This window comes from Micromonospora polyrhachis, assembly GCF_014203835.1.
GTDB classification, from domain to species: domain Bacteria; phylum Actinomycetota; class Actinomycetes; order Mycobacteriales; family Micromonosporaceae; genus Micromonospora_H; species Micromonospora_H polyrhachis.
The window spans coordinates 2,039,458-2,063,056 of the sequence record NZ_JACHJW010000001.1 but is presented as its reverse complement, the minus strand read 5'-3'; the positions used below and the strand labels follow the sequence as shown (position 1 = coordinate 2,063,056).

Genomic DNA, 23,599 nt, shown 5'->3' with positions numbered 1-23,599 from the left:
CGTGCCGCCAGCCGCCCGGCCGCGAGCCGGACTGCGGCCGGTGCCGCCTCAGCCGGCCCGCGACAGGTCCACGGTCACCCGTTCGGTGGCCAACCGGTCGGCGAGTCGGGCCGGGTCGAGGTGCCCACACAGCACCACGCTCGCCCCCACGGCCAGCGGGGCGAGCAGCCAGTCCACCGGATCCGGGTGACGGGCCGCGTCGACCAGCACCCGGTCCCCGGTGGCGATGCCGAGCGCGCTGGCCCGTTCGGTGGCGCGGGCACACAACTCGGCGTCCTGCGGGCCACCCGCCGGGTACGGCGTGAAGTGGTCACCGTGGCCGCGTACCTCCACCACGTAGTCGGTGAAGCCGGCGGGCACCGTACGCAGTGGTGCGGCGAGCGGGGCCAGGGCCAGGGCGTACCGCTCGCCAGCCGGCCAGCCGGCCACCGCGTCGATCTGGTTGGTGGCGGGCGAGCCGGCCACCGCGTCGATCTGGTTGGTGGCCGGCTCGCCGGCCACAGGGTCGATTCGGTCGGCGGCGGCGAAGAGCACCTCCACCGGTGTACCCGGCACGGCCGTCACCTCGGCACCCGCCGACCAACTGCCGAGCAGCACGGCGGCGGACTGCCAGTGCGGCGGGAGCGACACGCCGACGAGGTCGCCAGGGGCCAGTCCCGCCGAGTCGACCAACAGGTTGGCGGTCTTGGCCACCCAGTTGTCCAGGGTCGCCCCGGACAGCTCGGTCCGGTCCCCGGTCGCGTCGTCGTACCAGGTGAGCAGGGGGCGAGCCGGGTCGGGCGCGATCGCGGCGGCGAGCATCCGGGCAATGTTGTCGGCCATCGCGGGCACGATACCCGGTGTCGTCGTTCAGTGGTGCCGCCGGAAAGGCAACCATCGGTCGGGTCGCAGTCGGCACGGCGAGAGCGGTCCGGCGTAGGCTTGGCGCGAGTGTTGTTTCACACAGTTCCTGAGACTTGAGGAGTTGCCCTGTGACCGCCGGCCGCCCGCCCCGCGTGCTCATCGACGCCACGAGCGTCCCCGCTGATCGTGGCGGTGTCGGTCGATACGTCGACGGCCTGCTCGGTGCCCTCGGCAAGGTCGCCGGGACCGCGGTCGAGCTGGTCGTGGTCGGCTTGCGGACCGACACCGAGCGATACACCCGGATGTTGCCCACCGCCGAGGTGATCTCCGCCCCGGCCGCGTTGGCGCACCGGCCGGCCCGATTGGCGTGGGAACAGACCGGCCTGCCGCTGCTGGCCCAGCAGGTGGGGGCCGAGGTGCTGCACTCGCCGTTCTACACCTGTCCGCTACGGGCGGGCTGTCCGGTGACGGTGACCGTGCACGATGCCACCTTCTTCACCGAGCCGGAGCACTACGACAAGTCCCGCCGTACCTTCTTCCGCAGCGCGATCAAGACCTCGTTGCGCCGGGCCGACCGGGTGATCGTGCCCAGCAAGGCCACCCGCGACGAGCTGATCCGCCTGCTGGACGCCGACCCGACCCGTATCGACGTGGCCTACCACGGGGTCGACCAGGCGGCGTTCCACGCGCCGACCGAGGAGGAGAAGGCCCGGGTACGCGCCCGGCTCGGTCTCGGCGGCAGCAGCTACATCGCGTTCCTGGGGGCCAAGGAGCCCCGCAAGAACGTGCCGAACCTGATCCGGGGCTGGGTGCTCGCCGTGCAGGACCGGCCCCACCCGCCGGCTCTGGTGATCGCCGGTGGGCAGGGCCAGGACGACGAGATCGACCGAGCCGTGGCCGAGGTGCCCGCCCACCTGCGGCTACTGCGCCCCGGCTACCTGCGCTACGCCGACCTGCCCGGCTTCCTGGGCGGTGCCCTGGTCGCCGCCTACCCGTCGTACGGGGAGGGGTTCGGCCTACCGATCCTGGAGGCGATGGCCTGCGCGGCTCCGGTGCTCACCACGCCCCGGCTGTCCCTGCCCGAGGTCGGCGGTGACGCGGTGGCCTACACCAGCGAGGACCCGGAGCGGATCGGCGCCGACCTCGGCGCGCTGCTCGACGACGAGTCGCGCCGGCTGGCGTTGGCGAAGGCGGGCTTCGACCGGGCCAAGGAATTCACCTGGGAGTCCAGTGCCGAGGTGCACATCGCCGCCTGGGCCCGGGCCCGCGCGTGACCGGCCAGGTGGTAACCGAACGTACTGACGTCGGTCCGTCCGGCATGATGTGCTGATGTTCTTCGCCGTCATCCCGGCGGGTGGTAGCGGTACCCGACTGTGGCCGCTGTCCCGCGCCGGACATCCCAAGTTCCTCCATCCGCTCACCGGCACCTCCTCGTCCCTGCTGCAGGCGACGGTCGAGCGGGTCGCGCCGTTGACCACGCCGGACCGGACCATGGTGGTGACCGGCGTGGCCCACGTCGCCGCGGTGGCGCGGCAGCTGACCGGCCTGCCGGAGGAGAACATCCTGGTGGAACCCTCGCCACGGGACTCCTGCGCGGCGATCGCACTGGCCGCCGCCGTGATCGCGCTACGCGAGCCCAAGGCGGTGATGGGCTCGTTCGCCGCAGACCACCTGATCGGTAACCCGACGCGGTGGGCGGAGACGGTACGGCAGGCCGTGGTGGGTGCGGAGCAGGGCCTGCTGATGACGGTGGGGATCACGCCCACCCGGGCCGAGACCGGGTACGGCTACCTGGAATGCGGCGACCTGATCGACTCCGGTCCGCTGCGCCGGGTCCGGGAGTTCAAGGAGAAGCCGGCGGCCGAGGTGGCCGAGGGCTACCTGCGCTCCGGGCAGCACCTGTGGAACGCGAGCATGTTCGTCTGGCGGGTCGACGTCTTCCTCGCTGAGCTGGCCCGTCAGCAGCCGGCACTGCACGCCGGCCTGACCGCCATCGCGCAGGCGTGGAACACCCCCGAGCAGGACGACGTACTGGGGACGGTGTGGCCGACCCTGCCCAAGATCTCGGTCGACTACGCCGTGATGGAGGGGGCCGCCGCCGCTGGCCGGGTGGCCACCGTTCCGGGTGACTTCGGCTGGAACGACGTGGGCGACTTCCACACCCTCGGTGACGTGCTGCCCGGCGACGACGCGGGCAACGTCGTGCTGGGTGCCGAGGAGGGCGGCGGTAAGCCGACTGTCCTGCTGCGGGACAGCGGCGGCCTGGTGGTGGTGCCGCACTCGGGTCGGCTGATCGCCGCGCTCGGCGTACAGGATCTGGTCGTGGTGGACACCCCGGACGTGGTGATGGTCTGCCCCCGCGACCGGGCCCAGGACGTCAAGAAGCTGGTCGACGACCTCAAGGCCCGGGGCGAAGAGGGGTACGTCTGATCAGTCGAAGCAGTTGCTGATCCAAAGATCAGGCATGCCGTGAGGGCCGATCACGTATTCACAGGTGCGCCTGGGGCGTCGTCACCGTCCGGTGGAACCATCGATTTGTTCGCGGAGGATGTCGGCGTGGCCGGCATGCCGCCCGGTCTCCTCAATCATGTGCACCAGGACCCATCGCTGCGACGGTGCCAGGCTGCGGCCAGGTGGCCGGGGTGCGGGTTGTGTCAGGTCGGTCCAGGTTTCGATGATCTGGTTCGCTTGCGCGGTGGTCTCCCGATACCCGGCGAGCAGACCCGCAACGGTGTCCTCACGGGCGGGCCGAAAGGTGCGGCGGATGTCGGTGATCGGTTCCTCAAGAAAGTAGAACCGCTCGACGGCGGTCAGGTGTTTGACCAGCCCGAGGAGATTGGTGCCGGACGGTACGCCAGCGATGCGCACCTGCGGCTCCGGCACGTCGGCCACCTTGTCCGCGATCGCGTTGCGCAGGTAGTCGAGAAATCCCACCAAGGTGGCCTTCTCATCGGGCGCGGTCCACGCGGGCCCGGTGTCCTTCCGTTTTCGGCTTCGGCTGGAGGGTGTCATCAGCCTCTCCGTTCGCGGCGTTGGATGAGCAGAACATTGTCGGTGACAGTGGCGATCTGGCCGCCGGAGCCGGTAGCCCGGCGGCGCGGCATGTCGGCGCGCAGGATGGGCCATTCCTCAGCATCGAGAGCAAGTTCGGCGGCGATCTCGCCGGGGGTGGGGTAGTGGGTATCGGGATCCCTGTTCCATGACCAGGGCGCGGTCGAGCCGTGATCGACGATCAGGAGCAGGCCGCCGGGGCGCAGGGCGTGCGCCCCGTTACGCAGAACCCGGGCACGATCCAGCGTGAAGGGGGTATGGAAGTACTGTGCGGAGATTAGGTCGAACTCCCCTGCCGGGAAGCTTCGGGCCAGATCGTGACGTTCGCCGATGACCCGGCTGGTGATGCCGAGAGCACGAGAGTGCGTACGTACCCGTTCGACCGCGCTTCGGGAGATGTCTACGGCGGTGACCTGCCAGCCGTGCCGGGCAAGCCAGATGGTGTCGCCGCCGGCACCGCATCCCAGGTCCAGGGCCGCGCCGGGACGCAGTGATCCGGCGATCTCTTTCAGCAGAGGGTTGACCCGCCCGATGCCGCCATCGCGCCGGGCGCGGTGATGCTGCTCCCAGAATGACTCGGCATTGGGGGATAGAGCTCCAGTCATCGGCGCGTTCCGTCTGCGAAGAACTTCACCAGCTCGGCGGTGACGAAGTCCGGGTTTTCTTCGGGCAGCCAATGGCCCGACTTGGGAACCTCGACGGCATGGGTGATGTTGGACATGCTGGGCTCGACCGTCGACCGCGTGAAATCAAGGCTGCCCTCGGCCGTCATCAGCATCACCGGCATCTTGATCGGTGCGGCCGCCACGTTGTCCCGCTCATCCTGGTCCAGGGTGCGGTAGAGCTCGAAGCCACCGGTCAGTACCTGCGGACGCTGGTACGTGCGGGCGTACTCGTCGATCTGCCGATCGGTGAACGGAGCCTTCGCGCCCGGCCCACCAAAGCTGGTCCCACCGTAGGCGACGTACCCGAAGAAGAGCGAGAGATAGTCCCGTACGTCGTCGTCGACAAGCGTCTCGGGGAACCCGTCCTGGCTGTGGAACGACATGTGCCAGCTCGCCTGGCGGTACTTGTCCGCGCCGAGCGCCGGGCCCGGTAGCGGATAGTCCAGGTGGGCGTACTTGCCAACCTCGTCCGGGAACTGTACGGCGTATTGGAATCCGACGCCGGCACCGAGGTCGTGCCCGACCAGGTTGAATTTGCGCAGGCCGAGTTTGCCGGCGAGCAGCCCATGGACGTACCGGGCGAGGGTAGCCTTGTCGTAACCGGATGGTGCCCCCACGCTGTCACCGAGCCCCGGCAAGTCCAGCGCGTACACCGTGTACTTCTCGGCGAGCGCCGGCATGATCCCACGCCACTCATACCAAGACTGCGGCCAGCCGTGCAGCAGGACGAGCGGCTCGCCGGTCCCGCCGGTGACGTAGTGCATCTGCACGCCGTCGATGTCGGCCGTCTCGTGACGGAACTGACGGTTGAACTCGGTGTCGTCGCGGGTGGCCGAGTCGTAGGGGTGAGTGGGGGCCGCGGTCGCCTTTGTGGACGTCGCGTTCCGCGCCTGTCCATCAGCCGTCGTACACGCTGTCGTCAGGACGAGTGCGGCTGCGACGGCTGCCACGGTGCGCAACCATCGGGCTGCGATTCTTGAAGTTGCTGCTGTTCTAAGCATCAGTTGTTACCTCCGCAGCCAGCATGAACAGCAGTGTTACCGATTTGCGAGAAACGTTGCGGATCCGCATCATGGGGCCATGAACGTCACCCCAGAAGATGTCCTCGCCGGGGTTGGCCCACGCCTGCGCGCGCTGCGCCGGGCGCGGAATACCTCGCTGGCTGCCCTGGCGGGCGAGACCGGGCTGACCTCGAGCACACTGTCTCGCCTCGAGACCGGGAAGCTACGCCCGACGCTCGAGCAGTTACTGCCGCTGGCGCGGGCACATGGCGTACCACTCGACGATCTGGTCGCGGCACCACCCACCGGCGATCCGCGTATCCACCTACGCCCTGTCCGGCGATCCGGCTTTACTGTCGTGCCGCTCACCAGGCGCCCTGGCGGCATCCAGGCCTACAAAGTGATCTATCCGCCCGCCGGAAAGTCACCCACCACGACACTGCAAACCCACGACGGGTACGAATGGTTCTACGTGCTCAACGGACAGGTCCGGCTCGTCCTCGGCGACCAGGAATACCAGCTCGGCCCGGGCGAAGCCGCAGAGTTCGACACCCGCATACCGCACCAGATCGGCAGCGCCGGCACCCAGCCTGCGGAACTGCTCACTCTCTTCGGTGCCCAAGGTGAACGCGCCCACCTATCACCCCCCTCCACACTCGGGACTGGCCCGGGTCGGCTTGACGCGCGGAGTTGAACGGGCCGCACGTGGCGTTTGCGAATGTGTTCAGCGCGCATTTCCGGCCCTAACGTCAGCACCCACGACTCCGCTCGGAGCCCACGATGGTCGGACAGGTCAGGGGTTAGATTGCGACGACAGCGCTCTCGGCGCTGCCGGGCGGGGGCACCAGCAGGGTCGACGCCAGTCCCTCGGCGGCCAGCGCGGCCCGGAGCCGGTGCACGTCGGCACCGAACCGGACCAGGGCGGCTGGATCGGTGCGTGCCGCCAGGCCACACCGGATCATGCCGGTCGCGGCCGGGGGCCAATCCGGCAGCGTGGTCGCGATCCGGTGGCGTACCTCGGGGTCGGTGACCGGGGTGAAGACCGTGCCGGGCGCGATCACCCCGGCTACCGTGGCGATCGCCCGGGTTACGGCGGCCGAGTCTGGACCGGCGGTGGCCGGAACGGGGGTGGCGGGTTTCGATCCGGTGGTCGGCTCCAGTTCACCGAGGGTGGCCGCCGCCCGCAGACCGGCGACCCGGGCCTCGGCGGTGCCCAGGGAGAACAGGTCGTGCGCGGCGTCCCGGACCAGCGTCGTGGCCCCGGCACCGTCCTCCGGCGTGGGCAGGCCGGGATAGCCGCGTACCACCGCCACCGGCACCTGGTCGCACTTGCCCTTGACCAGCTCACCCGCGCCGGCCAACTCGTCGACCACCGCCATCTGGGTGATGCTCAACTCGTTGCCGTACGGGTCGACCTCACCCCGGTGGTCGCGGAGCGCGTCCATGCCGGCGACGCCGAGCGCGACGTCGGTCAGTCCGTTACGCCACGGTCGCCCCATCGTGTCGGAGACGATCACCGCGACGTCCGCGCCGTGCCGCTCGCGCAGGGCGGCCCGGAGAGACCGCGCCGAGGCGTCCGGGTCCTTCGGCAGCAGTACCAGCTGCGAACGATCCACATTGGAGGCGTCGATACCGGCCGACGCCATCACGAAACCGTGATGGGTCTGCACGATCCGGGTCGCGCCTCGGGTGGCCACCGGCCGTGCGGTCTCGGCGACCAGGACCTCCTCCCGGGCCGTCGCCCGCTCCGGCCCGTCGGCCGGTACGTCGACCAACCGACCCTCCGCCTTTGAGACGATCTTGCTGGTAACCACCAGCACGTCGCCATCGCGCAGCCAGGGTGCGGCGGTGGCGATCAGCTCCGCCAGGTCGTCGCCGGGTACGACGTCACCGATGCCGAGCACCGGCAGGATCTCCAGCCTCATGCCAACCTCACCGCGGCGCGCACCATGTCGGCCGTCGCCGCCTCGTCTGTCATCCACAGCGGAGCGGCCCCCACGGTCACGCCGGGGACCTCGGTCCCGGCGTCGGTGGTGTCCACCAGCCAGGCGTCCAGGATGCCACCGCTGGACCGGGCACCGTAGAGCGTGCCGACCCCGGCCGCGTCGCACGGCACGCCGAGCACCGCCAGACACCGGTCGGCCATCCCACGCACCGGAGCGCCCCCGATGATCGGGGAGACCCCGACCACCGGTGCCCGGCCGGCGACCAGCGCGTCGCGCAGCGGTGCCACGGCCAGGATCGGAGCGATGCTCACCACCGGGTTGCTCGGTGCCACCAGCACCAGGTCGGCCTCGGCGAGGGCGTCGAGGACCCCGGCCGCCGGGGTCGCCGTGTCGGCACCGACGAAGACGAAACGATGGGTGGGCAGCTCGCCCCGGTGGCGTACCCACCACTCCTGGAAGTGGATGGCCCGCTGCTCGCCGTCAATAGTGGCTGTGCTGGCCTGGTTCGCGACTGCGGGGCTCTCTCGCTCCGCTCGTTCACTCCTCGCGCTCACGAGCCCGTCTTTGTTCGCGACTGCGGGGCTCTCTCGCTCCGCTCGTTCACTCCTCGCGCTCACGAGCCCGTCTTTGTTCGCGACTGCGGGGCTCTCTCGCTCCGCTCGTTCACTCCTCGCGCTCACGATGACATGCGTTTCCAGGCGGTCGTCGCTGGCCGGCAGCAGCCGGATCCCCGGCTGCCAGCGGGTGCAGAGCGCCTCGGTCACCGCCGACAGCGGGTAGCCGCCGTTGAGCATCGTGGTCCGCACCAGGTGGGTGGCGATGTCCCTGTCGCCCAGGCCGAACCAGGTCGGCTCCGCGCCGTACGCCGCCAGCTCCTCCTTCACCGTCCAGGTCTCACCGGCCCGGCCCCAGCCCCGTTCCGGGTCCGCGCCGCCACCCAGGGTGTAGAGCACGCTGTCCAGGTCGGGGGAGATCCGCAACCCGTGTAGTACGACGTCGTCGCCGACGTTGACCACGGCGGTCACCTCGGCGCCCACCTCGCGGGCGTACGCACGTACCCCGACCAGGAAGCGAGCCCCACCAATTCCGCCGGTCAGCACCACGATCCGCATCCGACCATCCTCGCCCATGCGATGCGGCCCAGCTCTCGGTGGGTTGGCAGACTAGGCTCTTCGTCGCCAATGTCCACCATTGCCACAGGGGGAGACTTGACCAGCCCACCCGAGCCCACGCCGACCGGTGAGGCGCAGGCCAGTCAGATAACCAAGCCGCTTCGCGAACTCGCCGCCCTGATCCTGGTGGGGGCGAACGCCCTACTGCTCTTCGTTGCGCTGATCGACATGATGATCCCGCGGTTCGAGGGGTCGGAGTTCACCGATCGGGCCGGCACCGCCTTCCTCGACTTCATCGGCCTGCTGGCGATCGTGCTCCCGCTGTTGGCCGTACTGCTCGTCACCCACATCCAGCCGGCCACCGCAAAGGCCAAGCTGATCACGATCATCGCACTGGTCGAGTACGCGGTGTCCGCGTTCTTCGGGGTGATCGCCCTGTTCAGCTGGCTGATCGGCACCCTGAGTGATGTCGAACTCCGGGCCGCCTTCACCGGCCTGCTGGGTCGGGTCGCCTACCTGGCGATCTTCGGAGTCGCGGCTCTCGCGATCTTCAAGATCTGGCGGACCCTCTACTACGTGCCGAAGCCGAAGCCGCAGCCCGGCATGTACGGCCAGCCCCAGGCGTACGGCCAGCCACAGCAGGGCTACCCGGCGGGTTACCCGCAGCAGGGCTACGGTCAGCCGCAGGACTACGGCCAGCAGCAGGGTTACGGCCAGCAGCAGGGTTACGGCCAGGGTTCGGCGTACGGCCAGCCGGGCGTGTACGGCCAGCCCGCCGCCGGACAGGACGCCGGTGCGACGCAGTACGTCCCGCAGTACGGGGCAGCCGCACCGCAGTCCGCACCGCCCGCACCGCAGTCGGCTCCACCGGCCCCGTCCTCGGCACCTCCGGCCCCGCAGTCGGCACCCCCGGCCCCGCAGTCGGCACCCCCGGCCCCGGAGGCTACCCAGGTGATCGGCCAGCCGGGCGGCGGGTCCGACGCCAGCGACCGTACCCAGTACCTCAACCCGGGTGGGCAGCCGCCGGCTCCCGGATCGGGCTACGAACCGGGGTCCTACCCCCGGTGACCGTCCATCGGCCGGGGAGAGCGTCGTACCGGCGTCCTCCCCGGCCGATGCGCCGGTGGCCCCGGAGCCGGTCCCGGCTTACCGCCTAGGCTGCACAGGTGTCCGATCGCAATGTCTCCTCGCCCAGCCCGGCCAGCCTGCGGCGCGCGCTGCGTCGCGCGGCCGACGGTCGGGCCATCGACTCCGATGAGGCCGTGGCGCTGCTGGCCGCCCGTGGCGAACTCCTCGACGAGCTACTCGCGATCGCCAGCGCGATCCGGGACGCCGGACTACGCGACGTCGGCCGTCCCGGCGTGGTCACCTTCTCCAAGAAGGTCTTCATCCCGCTGACCCGCCTCTGCCGGGACCGGTGCCACTACTGCACCTTCGCCACCGTCCCGCACCGGCTCCCCGCCGCCTACCTCGACCGGGACGAGGTGCTGGCCATCGCCGCCGAGGGGGCGGCCCAGGGCTGCAAGGAAGCCCTGTTCACGTTGGGGGATCGGCCGGAGGAGCGCTGGCCGGCGGCCCGACAGTGGCTGGACGAGCGCGGCTACGACTCCACGGTGGACTACCTCCGGGCCTGCGCCGTGGCGGTGCTGGAGGAGACCGGCCTACTGCCGCACCTCAACCCGGGGGTGCTCAGCTGGGCCGAGTTGCAGCGGCTCAAGCCGGTGGCGCCGAGCATGGGCATGATGCTGGAGACCACCGCGACGCGGCTCTGGTCGGAGCCGGGCGGGCCGCACTACGGCTCGCCGGACAAGGAGCCGGCGGTACGGCTGCGGGTGCTCCAGGACGCCGGCCGGGTGGGTGTCCCCTTCACCACCGGCATCCTGATCGGCATCGGGGAGACCCCCGCCGAACGCGTCGACGCGATCTTCGCGATCCGCCGGGCCCATCGCGAGTACGGCCACATCCAGGAAGTGATCGTGCAGAACTTCCGGGCCAAGCCGGATACCGCGATGCGGGGCATGCCCGACGCCGAGTTGCACGACCTGGCCGCCACGGTGGCGGTGACCCGGATCCTGCTGGGCCCCGGGGTCCGGCTCCAGGCCCCGCCGAACCTGATCGACGGCGAGTACGACCTGCTACTGCGTGCTGGTATCGACGACTGGGGTGGGGTGTCCCCGTTGACCCCCGACCACGTCAACCCGGAACGGCCCTGGCCGCAGTTGGACGAACTCGCCCGGCACACGGCTGCCGCCGGCTTCTCCCTGCGGGAGCGGCTGACCATCTACCCCGGGTACGTCCGGCGTGGCGATCCCTGGCTGGACCCGCGCCTGCTGCCGCACGTGTCCGCGCTGGCCGATCCGGTGACCGGGCTGGCGGTCGAGGCGGTCCGGCCGACCGGCCGCCCGTGGCAGGAGCCGGACGAGGCGTACGTCGCGGGTGGCCGTACCGACCTGCACGCGAGCATCGACACGACGGGGCGTACCGGCGATCGGCGCGGGGACTTCGACAGCGTCTACGGTGACTGGTCCGAGGTCGCCACCAAGGTCCCGGTAGGCCGGACGGCAGGCGGCCTGGCCGGCGGCCCGGTGGACTCGACACCTGACTCGGAGCCGGGCTCGGAGTCGGGCCGCTCGGGTGTCGACACCGCATTCCCGACTGGTTCCGTGCTGGCCGGTGAGGACCTACGTGTCGGCCTGCGGCTGGCCGCCGACGATCCGGCCGCGTTGCTGGACCCGAAGCACGAGGCAGCGGCGTTGGCGCTCTTCGCCGCCGACGGCGTGGCCCTGGAGGAGCTGTGCCGCATCGCCGACGACGTTCGGCGGGACGCGGTCGGGGACGACGTGACCTACGTCGTCAACCGCAACATCAACTTCACCAACGTCTGCTACGTGGGGTGCCGGTTCTGCGCCTTCGCCCAACGGGAGCGGGACGCCGACTCCTTCCGGCTCTCCGCCGAGCAGGTTGCCGACCGGGCCGAGGAGGCATGGCGGGCCGGGGCGACCGAGGTCTGCATGCAGGGCGGAATCGACCCGAAACTGCCGGTGACCGCGTACGCCGAGCTGGTGCGGGCGGTCAAGGGCCGGGTCCCCGGGATGCATGTGCACGCCTTCTCCCCGATGGAGATCGTCACCGCGGCGGCCAAGGCCGGGGTTTCGGTACGGGACTGGCTCATGCTGATGCGGGACGCGGGACTGGACACCATTCCGGGCACCGCCGCCGAGATCCTCGACGACGACGTGCGGTGGGTGCTCACCAAGGGCAAGCTGCCGGCGGCGACCTGGGTCGAGGTGGTGACCACGGCACACGAGCTGGGCATCCGGTCCAGCTCCACCATGATGTACGGCCACGTCGACCATCCCGGCCAGTGGTTGGGGCACTTCCGGGTGTTGGCCGGGGTGCAGGACCGCACCGGCGGCTTCACCGAGTTCGTGGCGTTGCCGTTCGTGCACACCAACGCCCCGATCTATCTGGCTGGTATTGCTCGACCCGGCCCCACCTGGCGGGAGAATCGCGTCGTACACGCCATGGCCCGGTTGCTGTTGCACGGTCGGATCAGCAACATCCAGTGCTCGTGGGTGAAACTCGGCGACGAGGGGGCCGCCGAGATGCTGCGTAGCGGGTGCAATGACCTGGGCGGCACCCTGATGGAGGAGACCATTTCCCGAATGGCCGGTTCTGGCAACGGATCGGTGCGTACCGAGGCGCAGTTGGAGCGGATCGCGGCGACGGCCGGGCGGCCCGCGCGACGGCGGAGTACGGCCTACGGCACGGCAGGCTGACGGGGCGTGCGTATACCGGATATCGGCGTGGCGTCCCAGCGACACGCCGATATCGCGGGCAACTCGCCGGGGTGGGCGTTACCCCCGCCAGGGCTGAATCGATAGGGCAGGTTGCGAGGCTGTGCGGCTTTCCGAAGCCGTTACAGGCGCACCGCGAGGGCGACCCCGTCTACCACGGTTCGGCTTGACGGCGCACGCATTACACGCGTGTAATTTCCGATGGGGTCGTTCGAACGGAGCGCATCAAATTGCCACCGGACGGACAAAAACACGCCTTCCGCGTGGGGGGTTGCAGCGGCGCTTGACGCCGATGCGCGATAAGGAGGCATCTGATGGACGGCCGACTTGAGGTGGCCGACCTGCTCGGGAATGCGCCGGAGTGGCAGGAGCGGGCGCTGTGCTCGCAGACTGACCCGGAGGCGTTCTTTCCCGAGAAGGGCGGCTCGACCCGCGAGGCAAAGCGGATCTGTTCTCGCTGCGAGGTCAAGGCCGAGTGTCTGGAATACGCGCTCGGGCACGACGAGCGGTTCGGCATCTGGGGTGGGTTGTCCGAACGGGAGCGGCGCAAGCTCAAGCGCCGGGCTGCCTGATCCGAGCACGATGCGGGGTGGGCCGGAGGTTGGGGGCCTCCGGATCCAGCCAGCTGCGCTACGTCAGCTGAGTTCGTCGGGATCCATGCCGAGCAGGTTGGCCACCTGTTCGATGATCACGTCGTGGATCAGGTCGGCCAGGTCATCGTGGTCGGTCGCCCGGAATTCGAGCGGTCGCCGGTAGAGCACGATCCGGGGTGGGATCTCCTGCCGGCCCGGCCGGCCCGGGAGCAGGCGGGCGAGGGGCACCTCGCCGTCCTCCAGGACGTCCGAGTCGTAGACGTTGAGGTCCGGGGGTACGTCCTCGACGGCGAACTCCACCCCGGCCAACTCGCGGGCGAACCGTCGTTCCAGGGTCTCTACGGTGTCCAGCACAAGATCATCGAATACCTCGGCCTTGGTACGGGCCAGCGGCACGGTGGCCGGTACGAGTCGCCCGCGCAACCCTCGACCGTGGCGGTCCCGTCGAGGGCGGCGTCCGGGGCTGGGCCGGCGGTGGTTCGGGCTGGTCATGGGCTCAGGGTATCCCCGCTCCACGGCGTCGACCGTCCGTGGGACCGCTCGTGTCGCACGCCCTCAGACGAATTGTGATCTCCGTCTTCGGCGTGTCGGATCGGGAAGCCGGGCGCGGAAGCCGGTAATGGAGATACCGTGCCGCCGTGAGGTCAACCCGGCGTTGCTCCCGCAACGGCTGCCCCCGACAAGCCGTCGCTACGTTGACCTATGTCTACAACGAGTCGACAGCGGTCGTCGGGCCGCTCGCGGCATTCGCCGAGCCACACACGTACGACCTGTGTGAGCCGCATGCCCGGAACCTGACCGCGCCCCGGGGCTGGGAGGTGGTCCGGCACGAGGGCGAGTTCCAGCCGCCGCCGCCGAGCACCGACGATCTGGTGGCGCTCGCCGAGGCGGTACGCGAAGCCGCCCGTCCGGTGCAGCGGCACGAGGAGATCGAACCCGATCCGAACCCGGGGCAGCAGACCGGACGACGGGGCCATCTCCGGGTGATTCCACCCTCGCGGTGATCAGACTCGGCCCTAGCTGTCAGCAGGGGCCCCTTTCCAGGCTGATTGCGATGACGAGGGGGTCTGCCTTGCCGTTGACCTGATCCGCGATAGTTCGAGGGGACGTTCGACATCGTCGATCCCCGGGGGTCCACATTGCTCGAAGAAGCAGGCCGCGCCGACCAGTTGGCCGCGCTGGCGGAAGATGACGCCCGCCCGATCCGCCGCTGGCTCACCCGGCAGTTGTGTACGCCCGCCGGCCCCCTGACCGAAGCCGGCACCGGCCCCCTGACCGAAGCCGACTTCGGGCTGCTGGACCGGATAGCGGTCTGGAACGCCGAGGAGAACGACCCGGAGCTGCACGGCCAGATCCTGACCACGCTCGACCGGGCGTTGACGGCGGCGGCCCGGGTCCCGGATGCCGCCCCACTGCTGGTGCTCTACCTGAAGTACCTGTGCGACCAGGCATGGGAGCGGGCCTGGGACGTCGCCCCGATCCTGGACACCATGCGGTTCGCCGCCCGTACCTGGACCGGCATCGTCGCCACGGAGATCGCCGTCGACGCGGAACTGACCATGCTGACCGTGCGGATGCTCGATCTGCTCGACAGTGAGATGGCCACCTTCAACGCCGGTTCCTGCGGAGCCCTGGCGACGTGGGCCAGGAGCGCCGCCGAGACGGCGACCCGGGCCGAGGAGGTGGTAGCCGCCGCGAGTCGGATCAGCCCCTCACTGATCGCCGAGGCGGTGGCGGCTGAGGCGCACGGGGACCAGATCTACTACGCCGCGACCGCCCGCGCCGCGCAGGTCGTACACGATCACTTCGCCATCGGGGGCAGCGACCTGGCCGGTGCGGTCGCCACGCTGCGGGCGGCCGAGGAGTTCTTCCCGGACGGCATCCCGCGCAGCGAACTGCGTGCCCACCGGTACAGCGTCGAGGCGCTCGTCGCGGTGGCGGACCAGCCGTGGCTCCTGCTGGACCAGGCGACGTTCGTCTACCTCTATCCGTTCGGGCTGTACGAGGACCTGCGGGAGGTGCCGCCCGGTTCCGGTCCGGACAGCGCCGGGCCGGTTGAGGATTCGGCCCCGTTCGCCGTACGGATGGTCGAGGTGGCTCGGCGGACGGCGGACCGGTGGCGGATCGCCGGCTGGGATGTCGCCACCCATCCGGATGCCCTGGTGGCGGCGGAACTCCCGCTCGACGACGTGTGGAAGGGTTCCGACCCACTCGGTCGGCAGTACCGGGGGATGGCGGTGACCCTGCCGGACGTCGAGCTGGCCGACCCCGACTGGCCGGACCAGGAACCAACCACCTTCAGCGTTCAGCTGCGCCTGTCGGAACTCGGCAACCACTACCTCCGGCTGGAGTGCGAGCTGTCCGAGGTGACACCGCAGCAGGTGTACGCCGCCATGGCGCGGGTCGCGCCGGAGTTCGGCGACCTGGTTCACCTCGGCGCGCCGCTGCGACCGGTTTCCGACGACGTGGCGCCGGAGTGCGTCGAGGGCGAGGCGGAGCCGGAGTGTGTCGACGACGACGCGGAGCCGGAGCGCCCCGTCGCCGCCGCAGCGGGGACCGTCGCCTGGTCGCGCCTCGCCGACTTCGCCACGGAGGTGACCGGTGACGTGTCGGCCGAGTTGGCCCGGCACAGCGGCCGGCAGGTCCGACACAGCAGCCGACCGGGCATGTACCACGTCCTGGTCCAGGTGGACCGGGCCACCCTGGTGGCTTCCGACGGCAGCCGCACGCCGGTGACCGACGCCCGGGAGACGGCGACGGCGGTCGGGGCGCAGCCGCTGTGCCATCCGGTCCGGCACGGGTTCAGTGCGCTGGCGGAGTGGCTCCGCTATCCGGTCGACGTGCCGGCACTGCCCGTCGTGGACGCGCCCGGCTTCCTCGGAGACCTGCTGCTGCGTACCTGCAACAGCACCCTGATCGTGATCCCGGCCAGCCCGGAATACACGGTCAACGCCGTACAGGAGGCGGCGGAGTTCGTGGCCGCGCTGGAGGGCATGTTCGCCGGCTGGCAGGACCAGATCGCCGAGTACTACGACCACCTCCAGTTCCAGCTGGCCGCCATGATCGTACGGCTGGAGCGGGGCGGGACGGCGGCCGATCCGGCGGCCCTGCGGTCGGCCGAGTACGAGCGGGTCACCCAGGAGCTGGTCGAGATGCAGGGTGCCCTGGAGGCGCAGCACCTCCGGCTGCACCGGTTCGTCATGGCGAGCCGGCTCAGCCTGATGTTCGTCACCTCGCCGTCGCTGATGTCCTCGCCGGTCGCACGGCTGATCATCGACCGGCTACTCGCGGCGGCGAAGTTCGACACCCTGCGGGGCGAGTTCGAGGGCATGATTGACAAGGTGCTCGGCGATCGGATCGGTGACCTGGTGGACGCCTCCGTGCGCCGGCAGCAGGAACGCAACGACGCCCTGGCCCGAGCGGGCCGGGAGGAGCAGGCCCGGCTGGCGCAGGTCGAGCGGGAGCGGCTGGCGCAGGAGGAACGGGACCGGGTGCTGCGGGAGAAGGAGGCAGCGGCCCGGCAGGAACGGCGGGACCGGGCCAACCAGCGCCGCAACGACGCGCTGCTGGGCGGTATCGCCGCGGTCGGCCTCTCGGGTCTGATGCAGATCGTTCAGGCTGGGTACGATCTGCGGCAGCTTGCCGCCATGGCCCTGGTCATGACGGTGCTGCTGACCGCCGGAGTAGTGGGCTGGATCCTGCACCGGTTGCACCCGGACAGCGTCGTTCGCGTGCTGGAGAAGCGGCAGCGACGTCGAGCCCCGATGGGCGGATCGGTCATGGAGGGGAAATTAAAGTGAGGATAGTCGATGCCATAGCTGGACAGACCCTGAGCCGGATCTACACCGAGGTGCTGGAGCCGGCGTTCCCGCCGGATGAACTGGTGTCGCTAGAGGGCCTACGGCGCGGGGTGGCCAGCGGGACGACCCAGGTCTCGGCGGTGCTGGCCGACGACGGCCAGATCCTCGGTGCCGCCGTCGGCGACTGGTCACGGGCAACCCGGGTGATGCTGTTGAGCTATCTGGCGGTCACCCCCGCTGGTCGCGGGACCGGAATCGGTACCCGACTGCTGACCACCCTGGTCGAGCGGTGGCGGGAGCGCTACCAGCCCTGCCTGATCCTGGCCGAGGTGGAACACCCGGGCCACCATGCCGGTAACCACGCGCACGGTGATCCGGTGGCGCGGCTGCGGTTCTACGGCCGTCACGGGGCCCGGGTGCTGGCCCTGCCGTACTTCCAACCGGCACTCGCCCCCGGGCTGGCGCGGGTGCCCGGCATGCTGCTGCTGGCGCTCTGGGCCGACCCGGAGTTCGCCGGCACGGGTGGCGGGGACACCGTGGATCCGTCGCGGCTGCGGGCGTTCCTCACCGAATACCTCCAGGAGTCCGAGGGACGGGTCGCCACGGACAGCCAGACCGTCGCGCTCTGGCGGGCGCTGGACCTCCCCGAAGGCGTGCCGAGCTGGCCGGCCACCGAGTACGCCAGGGTCGAGGTGTCCCAGCCCACCGGTTGAGCACGACCGGACAATCGTGACCCCGGGCCGGACTAGGCTGCGGACGTGGAGCAGGTTTCGTTCTGGGTGGCGGGTCGGGCGGCCGACGGCGACGACGTGGTGACCATTCGGAACCCGTACGACGCTCGGGTGGTCGGTCGGACCACGAACGCCCGCCCGGAGCAAGTGGAGCAGGCCGTGGCCGCCGCCGTGGCGGTAACCGACGAGGCCGCCGCGCTGCCGGCACAGATCCGGGCGACGGCGCTGGACCACGTGTCGCGCCGGTTGGCCGAGCGGGCCGAGGAGATCGCCCAACTGATCACCGGCGAGAACGGCAAGCCGCTCAAATGGGCCCGGGCGGAGGTGGCCCGGGGCGTCTCCACGTTCCGTTGGGCGGCCGAGGAGGCCCGGCGCTACTCCGGCGAGTTGCAGCGACTCGACACCGACCCCACCGCGCTCGGCCGGCTCGCCCTGATCCGCCGGGTGCCCCGAGGGCCGGTGCTGGGCATCGCCCCGTTCAACTTTCCGCTCAACCTGGTGGCCCACAAGGTGGCCCCCGCGCTGGCGGTCGGTGCGCCGATCGTGGTCAAGCCGGCCCCGGCCACCCCGCTGACCGCCCTGCTGCTCGGCGAGATCCTGGCCGAGACCGAGCTGCCGGCCGGCATGTTCTCGGTGCTGCCGATGACCAACGACCGGAGCGCCGAACTGGTCCAGGACCCCCGGCTGCCGGTGGTGTCCTTCACCGGTTCGGGACCGGTCGGGGCGAGCATCCGCCGGTCCGTGCCGGACAAGCACGTCACGCTCGAACTCGGCGGTAACGCCGCCACCCTGATCTGTGCCGACTGGGCCTCCGACGAGGACCTCAACCGGGCCGCCGAGCGGATCGCCACCTTCGCCAACTACCAGGCCGGGCAGAGCTGTATCGCCGTGCAGCGGGTCTACGTGCACGAGTGGCTCTACGACGGGTTCCTGCCCCGCTTGGTCAGCGCTGTACGGGCGCAACGGATCGGTGACCCGTTCGACGAGACGACCGACGTCGGGCCGCTGATCGACGAGGCCGCCGCCCGGCGGGTGGAGCAGTGGGTGGACGAGGCGGTGACGGCGGGAGCGCACATCCTGGTGGGCGGCCGGCGGGAGGGGGCCAGCTACCCACCCACCGTGCTCACCGACGTGCCGGCCGGGGCGAAGGTGGCAAGCGACGAGGTCTTCGGGCCGGTCCTGGTCGTCGAGCCGGTCGCCGACGACGCCGCCGGCTTCGCCGCGATCAACGACTCGGCGTACGGACTCCAGGCGGGAGTCTTCACCCACGACATCACCACCGCGTTCGCCGCGCACCGCACTCTCCAGGTCGGTGGCGTGATCGTCGGGGACGTGCCGTCGTTCCGGGCCGAACAGATGCCGTACGGCGGGGTGAAGGGCAGCGGCGTCGGCCGCGAGGGTCTGCGCAGTGCCATGGACGACTACACCGAACCCCGCGTCCTGGTCCTCACCGGCATCGAGGTGTAGGGAACACCTCACCAGGAGCCGTCGTCGCGTACCCGGACCGGTGCTCGGCCGAGGAGCAGATTCGTCAGCGCCTCGTCGACGTCGGCCCCGAGGAACCACTCGCCCGCCTGGTCCAGGGCGAAGATCCGCCCGTGCTCGTCCACGGCGAGGATGCTCTCCCCACCCTCGGTGCCGATCGGAAACAGTCGTACGCCGATGATCGCCGCGAACTCGGCCAGGGTGTCGACGCTGTGCGCCACGGCCACCGGGTCGATCTCGAACCGGCTGATCCACACCTGCTCACCCGGGCCCCGCCGCCCGCAGATCAGCCCCGGGAACGCCCGCAGGGTCCGTTCGGCGGCCGGGAAGACCTCACGTCGATGGCGTCGGCCGGCCACCGCGCAGACCCGGTCGATGATGTCGCTCGCCGTCGCCGGGTCGGTACGGCTCGGCCGCCAGCCCGCGTCCACCAGGGCGTCGGCGACCTCGGCCGGAAATCGGTGCGGATGCGGTACCGGCTGGGGTGCGGGTCGCCACTGTTCGGTGAAGGCCAGTTCCGACCAGGGCAGTACGCCGAAGTGGATCAACGCGGTGAGGCAGGAGGCGCACGGTCGCTCGACGATACCGCCGAACGGGTCACCCGGCTCACGGGTCCGGACCACGTCCAGCTGGGCGGTGCCGAAGAGTTCCTGAGCTGCTTCCAGAGTCAGCACCGGTTGTCCGCTGACCGTCTGGCGCCGGTCGTACTCGTGCAGCACGTCGGAGAGTACGACCAGCTCCGCGTGCCGCTCACCACCTCGGACGAGATGACCGGTCGGCCGCCCGGCGAGGTGTTCGCGGACCAACCGATGGTGGTGGAAGACCGGATCACCCTTGACGCTGTGGGCGATGTGCAGCTCGTGTTGGACCGTCAGGTACGCGATGGTGCCCGGCGCTGTCGGTGCACCGACAGCGGTACCGGGAGTCCATTCGGCCTCCTGCTGGCTGATCATGTGCAAGTCTCCCCGTTCCCTGCCCAGCCGGCTTCTGCTGGCGACTGTTGGTCACTGCCGTCATGTGTCACACCCCCACCGGCGCCGAAACTACCCCACTTCGGGTGCGGTCACGGGGCCGTGCGGTGGGCTGGGCAGCGTCCGGTACGGGGTCGGGCAGCGTCCGGTACGGGGTCGGGCAGCGTTCGGTACGGGGTCGGGCAGAATGCCGGAACCCACGGGTCCTACCGTCCGAGTGGGCGGGTCAGGCGACACCGGCGAGGGAGTGGAGGCTGTCGTGACGGAGTTGACGGTGGACGAACCGGAAGATCGGCAGCGCACTCCGCGCCGACTGATGGCCAATCCACGTACGGTGGCCGAGGCGGAGGCCGTACAGGATCGGTTGCGTCCCCTGGTTGATCTGGTCGGACCCGGACCCACCACACCCCGGAGGGTGGCCGGGCTCGACGTGGCGTACGCCGAGGACGGGCAGCGGCTCGTCGCGGCCGTGGTCGTCCTGGACGCGCGGACGCTGGCCGTGGTCGACTCGGCAGTGGTCGCCGGGCGGGTCGCCTTCGACTACGTACCCGGTCTGTTCGCCTTCCGCGAGCTGCCCACCCTGCTGGAGGCGTTGGATCGGCTCACCACCCAGCCCGACCTGCTGGTCTGCGACGGGCATGGGTTCGCCCATCCACGTCGGTTTGGGCTGGCCTGCCATCTGGGGGTGCTGACCGGTCTGCCGGCGATCGGGGTGGGCAAGACGCCGCTGGTCGGCCAGTGGGATGCCCCCGCCGAACAGCGGGGATCCTGGTCGCCACTGCGGGACGGTCCCGAGACGGTCGGCCGGGTGCTGCGCACTCAGGACGGGGTGAAGCCGGTCTTCGTCTCGGTGGGACACCGGATGGACCTGGACAACGCCTGCGCGCGGGTGCTGGCGTCGAGCCCGAGGTACCGGCTGCCCGAGACGACCCGGCAGGCCGACCAGCTGTGCCGGACGGCGTTGGCCGCGCGGATCGTCGACGGCCTGGACTGACAGCCCGGCCGTCCCGGGAGGCGGCACAGAGTCCCGGCCGTCCCGGGAGGCGGCACAGAGGTACGTGTCGGAAGGCGTCACAGTCCGGCTCCCAGGTTCGTGCGAGCGCAGCGACCGGCGGCGGTGGCGTGCCAGGTAGGCCACGTAGCACATCACGCAGGACATCTCGGGCGACCGGACGGTGCCGGATCTCTCCCGGTGCCAGCCGATCACCCTCCACCAGACACGTCCCGGCCTCGGCCATTGCTCCGAGCTGGGCGTGCGCCATCGCCAGGGTGAGATGATGGTTCGCTCGCCGTTCGGCGGGAAGGGCGCAAAGTACGTCGGCCGGAATCTGCCGTCCCACCTCCACCGCCCGATCAGGCTGGCCCAGCACCACCAGCGCGGCGGCCTGGTGTAGTCGTACGTTGGTCGGGCCGAAGCTGGTGGCGCGACCTTCGTTGGCCAGGACGCTTCAACTGGTCCGGTCGAGCTGGTCGGCGGTCATGATGGCCGGGGTTTGTGAACGTTTGTTGCTGCTCCACGGGCTGTTGCGAAATGAAGTTGGGGGGTGTTAGCGGGTGCTGGTGGTATTCGGGGTTTGATGTTGTTGGGGCCTGTGGGGTGTGGCCGGCGGGTTGGGGTGGTTCGTGGACTGGCTGCGCTATGCCTTGCCGGGTAGGAGATGGCCGGTGGTGCGGAGGGTGTGTACCAGCCGGTTGATGTTGTAGGTGGCGCAGATGAACTTCCATTCGGCGGTAGCACGGTCCAGACCGCGGCGGGTGAGGGTGCGGATGCCTGTGTTGTGTTTGATGTGGCCGTGGGGGGTCTCGGCGATGTGTCCGCGTTGGCGGTAGGTGGCGATGCCTTCGGGGGTGCGTAACCGCTGGGCCATCTGCTGGACCGGATCGGTGTGGTGGGGCTGGTCGGGATCCGGTGGCGGGTCGGCGGGTTGGGTACGGGCCGATTTCTCCACGTCGTGGCTTTTGCCGGTGGCGATGAGCCGGTCGGGTCCGGCGGCGGTGAGATTCTCCTCGGACAGGTAGCCGGCGTCCATGACCATTGTGCCGATCCCGTTCGGGTGGCGCGGACAGGATCGGCGGGTCGCACCGGTGGCCGGCGAGGCGGTTGGTGTTGGCGGTGAGTCCTGGCTGTCTTTTGGTGGGCAGGTGCAGGTCAGTTGCGCTGCTTCGGCCTGGTCGCGATGGGCACCGGTGATGAGGTTGGCGGCGTCTTCGGCGGCGGCCATCATCGGCTTTGCCTGTTCAACATCACCGGTGTCCTGGGTCAGTTCGGTGGCGATGATCAGATGGTCGGCCGAGACCACGTTTTGCGGGTTGTAGCCCTGGATGAACCCGGACTTGGTCGGCATGAGCCGACTGTCCGGGTCGGTGACGTTACGCACCCGCGGCCGTTGATCGGCCACCTGGCGTTCCCGCTCGGCCGCCCGCGCCAGCGCCTTGTCCAACCACGTACGCGCCCGCACGACCGCGAAGTGTTCATCGACCGGGCGGGGCCGCGCACCGACCAGCCCGCTACCCGTCGCGGCGATCTTGTCGGCGTTGCGCTGCTCCCACTCGGCGATCGTGGCTTGCCGAGCGGCGATGGCCTGTTCCAGCCGTAGCCTGGCCGAGGCAACCTCCGCGTTGACCGGCACGTTACCGCGGATACGCTCACCGCGACGTTGACGCTGCAGATACTGATCCGCCTTAGCCCCAGCCTCGGCCTGTCCGGCGGTCCGCTCGGCCTCCAGCTCGGCCAATGCCCGCCGCAGCCGCGGCCCACGACAGCGCTCATCGGCCAACTCCTCGGGCAGCTGGTCACCGCCGCAGGCGCCGCCGAACAGCGCATCCTCGGCCGTGTCCGTGGCCCGGTGCTCGGCCACCGCCTCGGCGGCCACCTCGGCCAACTCGGCGCGAATCCGTTCCTCGCTGCGGTTGGCCTTCATCGACGCGTTCGCGCCGATCTTCATCCCATCCAGCGTGATCGTCTCCAGCCGCCCCATCCCCGCCTTCGCGCACAGCAGCAGCACCTCGGCGAACAAGTTCTCCACCAACTGCGGGGCCATGTCAGCGAACCGCCAGATCGTCGTGTGATCCGGCACGTCCTGCGCGCAGATCACCCGGAACCCCACGTCCTCCCAGCACAGCCGCTCAATCCGCCGTGACGAGCGGATCCCCCGCGCGTAGGCATAGAACAACAATGTCAGCATCATGTCCGGGTCGAAGCCCGCCCGACCCACCCCACCCGTGCGACACCGGGCATGTATCTGCGTGGTGTCCAACAGCCGCACCGCCTCGATCAGCACCCACACCGGATGATCAGCCCGCAGCCACTGCCGCATATCCGGCGGCATCAGAAACTGTTGATCACGATCAACGGGTCGGTACCCCTTTGCCATACCACCATTCTATCTAAATATGCACAAAAAGGAGATCAACCGCCCCCAACTTCATTTCGCAACAGCCCGTGGAGCAGCAACAGATGTTCACAAAGCAGCAGAGCGGTCACGCCCAAAGGGCGTGATCAGTGGTAGGTGGTCAACGAGATCTGCTGGTTGACCCGGGTCGGATCGTCCTGGCATGGCCTACGACGAGGTACGGCAAGTCCGTCGACGGCTGCCCGGTCGTG

Annotated in this window: 20 protein-coding genes; 11 read left to right on the top strand and 9 right to left on the bottom strand. The window is 70.1% G+C overall.

What is annotated here, in order from left to right:
- Positions 1 to 48 precede the first annotated feature (48 nt).
- Positions 49 to 822, bottom strand: coding sequence for a TIGR03089 family protein (locus FHR38_RS08480; protein WP_184534155.1), 774 nt, complete (start codon positions 820 to 822; stop codon positions 49 to 51).
- A gap of 149 nt (positions 823 to 971) precedes the next feature.
- On the opposite strand from FHR38_RS08480, the gene FHR38_RS08475 reads away from it, so the two are divergent.
- Both FHR38_RS08475 and FHR38_RS08470 read left to right on the top strand, forming a co-directional pair.
- Positions 972 to 2,117 (top strand): glycosyltransferase family 4 protein, encoded by a 1,146-nt coding sequence (locus FHR38_RS08475; RefSeq protein WP_184534154.1) that lies wholly within the window; start codon positions 972 to 974, stop codon positions 2,115 to 2,117.
- Between the two features lie 55 nt (positions 2,118 to 2,172).
- Positions 2,173 to 3,273, top strand: coding sequence for a mannose-1-phosphate guanylyltransferase (locus FHR38_RS08470; RefSeq protein ID WP_184534153.1), 1,101 nt, complete (start codon positions 2,173 to 2,175; stop codon positions 3,271 to 3,273).
- Positions 3,274 to 3,354: 81 nt separating this feature from the next.
- Here the strand turns inward: FHR38_RS08470 and FHR38_RS08465 are convergent, their stop codons facing one another.
- From FHR38_RS08465 to FHR38_RS08455, 3 genes are read right to left on the bottom strand one after another with little or no spacing between them, the layout of a single operon-like run.
- Entirely contained in the window at positions 3,355 to 3,855 is a 501-nt protein-coding gene (locus FHR38_RS08465; RefSeq protein ID WP_184534152.1) for a DinB family protein, read from the bottom strand.
- Positions 3,855 to 4,499 carry a class I SAM-dependent methyltransferase gene (locus FHR38_RS08460; protein ID WP_184534151.1) on the bottom strand — a complete coding sequence of 215 codons (645 nt, stop codon included), beginning with the start codon at positions 4,497 to 4,499 and terminating at the stop codon, positions 3,855 to 3,857. Before FHR38_RS08460 ends, FHR38_RS08465 begins: the two co-directional genes overlap by 1 nt.
- Positions 4,496 to 5,509, bottom strand: coding sequence for an alpha/beta fold hydrolase (locus FHR38_RS08455; protein ID WP_221448954.1), 1,014 nt, complete (start codon positions 5,507 to 5,509; stop codon positions 4,496 to 4,498). Before FHR38_RS08455 ends, FHR38_RS08460 begins: the two co-directional genes overlap by 4 nt.
- Positions 5,510 to 5,639: 130 nt before the next feature.
- On the opposite strand from FHR38_RS08455, the gene FHR38_RS08450 reads away from it, so the two are divergent.
- Positions 5,640 to 6,254: an XRE family transcriptional regulator gene (locus FHR38_RS08450; protein ID WP_184534149.1), complete on the top strand. Its 615-nt coding sequence runs from the start codon at positions 5,640 to 5,642 to the stop codon at positions 6,252 to 6,254.
- 106 nt (positions 6,255 to 6,360) lie between these two features.
- On the opposite strand, the gene FHR38_RS08445 is transcribed toward FHR38_RS08450, so the two are convergent.
- Both FHR38_RS08445 and FHR38_RS08440 read right to left on the bottom strand, forming a co-directional pair.
- On the bottom strand, positions 6,361 to 7,485 hold the full coding sequence (locus FHR38_RS08445; protein WP_184534148.1) for a coenzyme F420-0:L-glutamate ligase: 1,125 nt from the start codon (positions 7,483 to 7,485) through the stop codon (positions 6,361 to 6,363).
- The gene (locus FHR38_RS08440; protein ID WP_184534147.1) at positions 7,482 to 8,618 is read right to left on the bottom strand and encodes a 2-phospho-L-lactate transferase CofD family protein; all 1,137 of its coding nucleotides are present in this window, start codon (positions 8,616 to 8,618) and stop codon (positions 7,482 to 7,484) included. The genes FHR38_RS08445 and FHR38_RS08440 overlap by 4 nt, the downstream gene beginning before the upstream one ends.
- Before the next feature lie 96 nt (positions 8,619 to 8,714).
- Between FHR38_RS08440 and FHR38_RS08435 the strand changes: the two genes are divergently transcribed.
- From FHR38_RS08435 to FHR38_RS08425, 3 genes are all read left to right on the top strand, one after another.
- Positions 8,715 to 9,686, top strand: coding sequence for a hypothetical protein (locus FHR38_RS08435; RefSeq protein WP_184534146.1), 972 nt, complete (start codon positions 8,715 to 8,717; stop codon positions 9,684 to 9,686).
- A 98-nt stretch (positions 9,687 to 9,784) separates the two neighbouring features.
- Positions 9,785 to 12,397, top strand: a complete 2,613-nt coding sequence (locus FHR38_RS08430) for a bifunctional FO biosynthesis protein CofGH (protein WP_184534145.1) — start codon at positions 9,785 to 9,787, stop codon at positions 12,395 to 12,397.
- 332 nt (positions 12,398 to 12,729) lie between these two features.
- Positions 12,730 to 12,987 carry a WhiB family transcriptional regulator gene (locus FHR38_RS08425; RefSeq protein ID WP_184534144.1) on the top strand — a complete coding sequence of 86 codons (258 nt, stop codon included), beginning with the start codon at positions 12,730 to 12,732 and terminating at the stop codon, positions 12,985 to 12,987.
- A gap of 63 nt (positions 12,988 to 13,050) precedes the next feature.
- Here FHR38_RS08425 and FHR38_RS08420 read toward each other — a convergent pair whose 3' ends face one another.
- Positions 13,051 to 13,500, bottom strand: coding sequence for a metallopeptidase family protein (locus FHR38_RS08420; RefSeq protein ID WP_184534143.1), 450 nt, complete (start codon positions 13,498 to 13,500; stop codon positions 13,051 to 13,053).
- A 146-nt stretch (positions 13,501 to 13,646) separates the two neighbouring features.
- On the opposite strand from FHR38_RS08420, the gene FHR38_RS08415 reads away from it, so the two are divergent.
- From FHR38_RS08415 to FHR38_RS08400, 4 genes are all read left to right on the top strand, one after another.
- Complete coding sequence (locus FHR38_RS08415; RefSeq protein ID WP_184534142.1) at positions 13,647 to 14,012, top strand: DUF3499 domain-containing protein; 366 nt, start codon at positions 13,647 to 13,649, stop codon at positions 14,010 to 14,012.
- Between the two features lie 135 nt (positions 14,013 to 14,147).
- Positions 14,148 to 16,808, top strand: coding sequence for a hypothetical protein (locus FHR38_RS08410; protein ID WP_184534141.1), 2,661 nt, complete (start codon positions 14,148 to 14,150; stop codon positions 16,806 to 16,808).
- Positions 16,805 to 17,521, top strand: coding sequence for a GNAT family N-acetyltransferase (locus FHR38_RS08405; RefSeq protein ID WP_184534140.1), 717 nt, complete (start codon positions 16,805 to 16,807; stop codon positions 17,519 to 17,521). Before FHR38_RS08410 ends, FHR38_RS08405 begins: the two co-directional genes overlap by 4 nt.
- 45 nt (positions 17,522 to 17,566) lie before the next feature.
- Positions 17,567 to 19,006: an aldehyde dehydrogenase family protein gene (locus tag FHR38_RS08400; RefSeq protein WP_184534139.1), complete on the top strand. Its 1,440-nt coding sequence runs from the start codon at positions 17,567 to 17,569 to the stop codon at positions 19,004 to 19,006.
- A gap of 8 nt (positions 19,007 to 19,014) precedes the next feature.
- Here the strand turns inward: FHR38_RS08400 and FHR38_RS08395 are convergent, their stop codons facing one another.
- Entirely contained in the window at positions 19,015 to 19,977 is a 963-nt protein-coding gene (locus tag FHR38_RS08395) for an SUKH-3 domain-containing protein (protein ID WP_184534138.1), read from the bottom strand.
- Between the two features lie 334 nt (positions 19,978 to 20,311).
- Between FHR38_RS08395 and nfi the strand changes: the two genes are divergently transcribed.
- On the top strand, positions 20,312 to 20,989 hold the full coding sequence (gene nfi, locus FHR38_RS08390; protein WP_184539406.1) for a deoxyribonuclease V: 678 nt from the start codon (positions 20,312 to 20,314) through the stop codon (positions 20,987 to 20,989).
- 643 nt (positions 20,990 to 21,632) lie between these two features.
- Here the strand turns inward: nfi and FHR38_RS08385 are convergent.
- Positions 21,633 to 23,369 (bottom strand): transposase, encoded by a 1,737-nt coding sequence (locus FHR38_RS08385; RefSeq protein ID WP_184534137.1) that lies wholly within the window; start codon positions 23,367 to 23,369, stop codon positions 21,633 to 21,635.
- Positions 23,370 to 23,599: the final 230 nt, after the last annotated feature.

Excerpts from the sequence above, each read along its gene's own strand:
- FHR38_RS08480 (WP_184534155.1), bottom strand. The coding sequence starts at position 822 with ATGGCCGACAACATTGCCCGGATGCTCGCCGCCGCGATCGCGCCCGAC.
- FHR38_RS08470 (WP_184534153.1), top strand. The coding sequence starts at position 2,173 with ATGTTCTTCGCCGTCATCCCGGCGGGTGGTAGCGGTACCCGACTGTGG.
- FHR38_RS08465 (WP_184534152.1), bottom strand. The coding sequence starts at position 3,855 with ATGACACCCTCCAGCCGAAGCCGAAAACGGAAGGACACCGGGCCCGCG.
- FHR38_RS08460 (WP_184534151.1), bottom strand. The coding sequence starts at position 4,499 with ATGACTGGAGCTCTATCCCCCAATGCCGAGTCATTCTGGGAGCAGCAT.
- FHR38_RS08450 (WP_184534149.1), top strand. The coding sequence starts at position 5,640 with ATGAACGTCACCCCAGAAGATGTCCTCGCCGGGGTTGGCCCACGCCTG.
- FHR38_RS08445 (WP_184534148.1), bottom strand. The coding sequence starts at position 7,485 with ATGAGGCTGGAGATCCTGCCGGTGCTCGGCATCGGTGACGTCGTACCC.
- FHR38_RS08440 (WP_184534147.1), bottom strand. The coding sequence starts at position 8,618 with ATGCGGATCGTGGTGCTGACCGGCGGAATTGGTGGGGCTCGCTTCCTG.
- FHR38_RS08425 (WP_184534144.1), top strand. The coding sequence starts at position 12,730 with ATGGACGGCCGACTTGAGGTGGCCGACCTGCTCGGGAATGCGCCGGAG.
- FHR38_RS08420 (WP_184534143.1), bottom strand. The coding sequence starts at position 13,500 with ATGACCAGCCCGAACCACCGCCGGCCCAGCCCCGGACGCCGCCCTCGA.
- FHR38_RS08395 (WP_184534138.1), bottom strand. The coding sequence starts at position 19,977 with ATGATCAGCCAGCAGGAGGCCGAATGGACTCCCGGTACCGCTGTCGGT.
- nfi (WP_184539406.1), top strand. The coding sequence starts at position 20,312 with ATGGCCAATCCACGTACGGTGGCCGAGGCGGAGGCCGTACAGGATCGG.
- FHR38_RS08385 (WP_184534137.1), bottom strand. The coding sequence starts at position 23,369 with ATGGCAAAGGGGTACCGACCCGTTGATCGTGATCAACAGTTTCTGATG.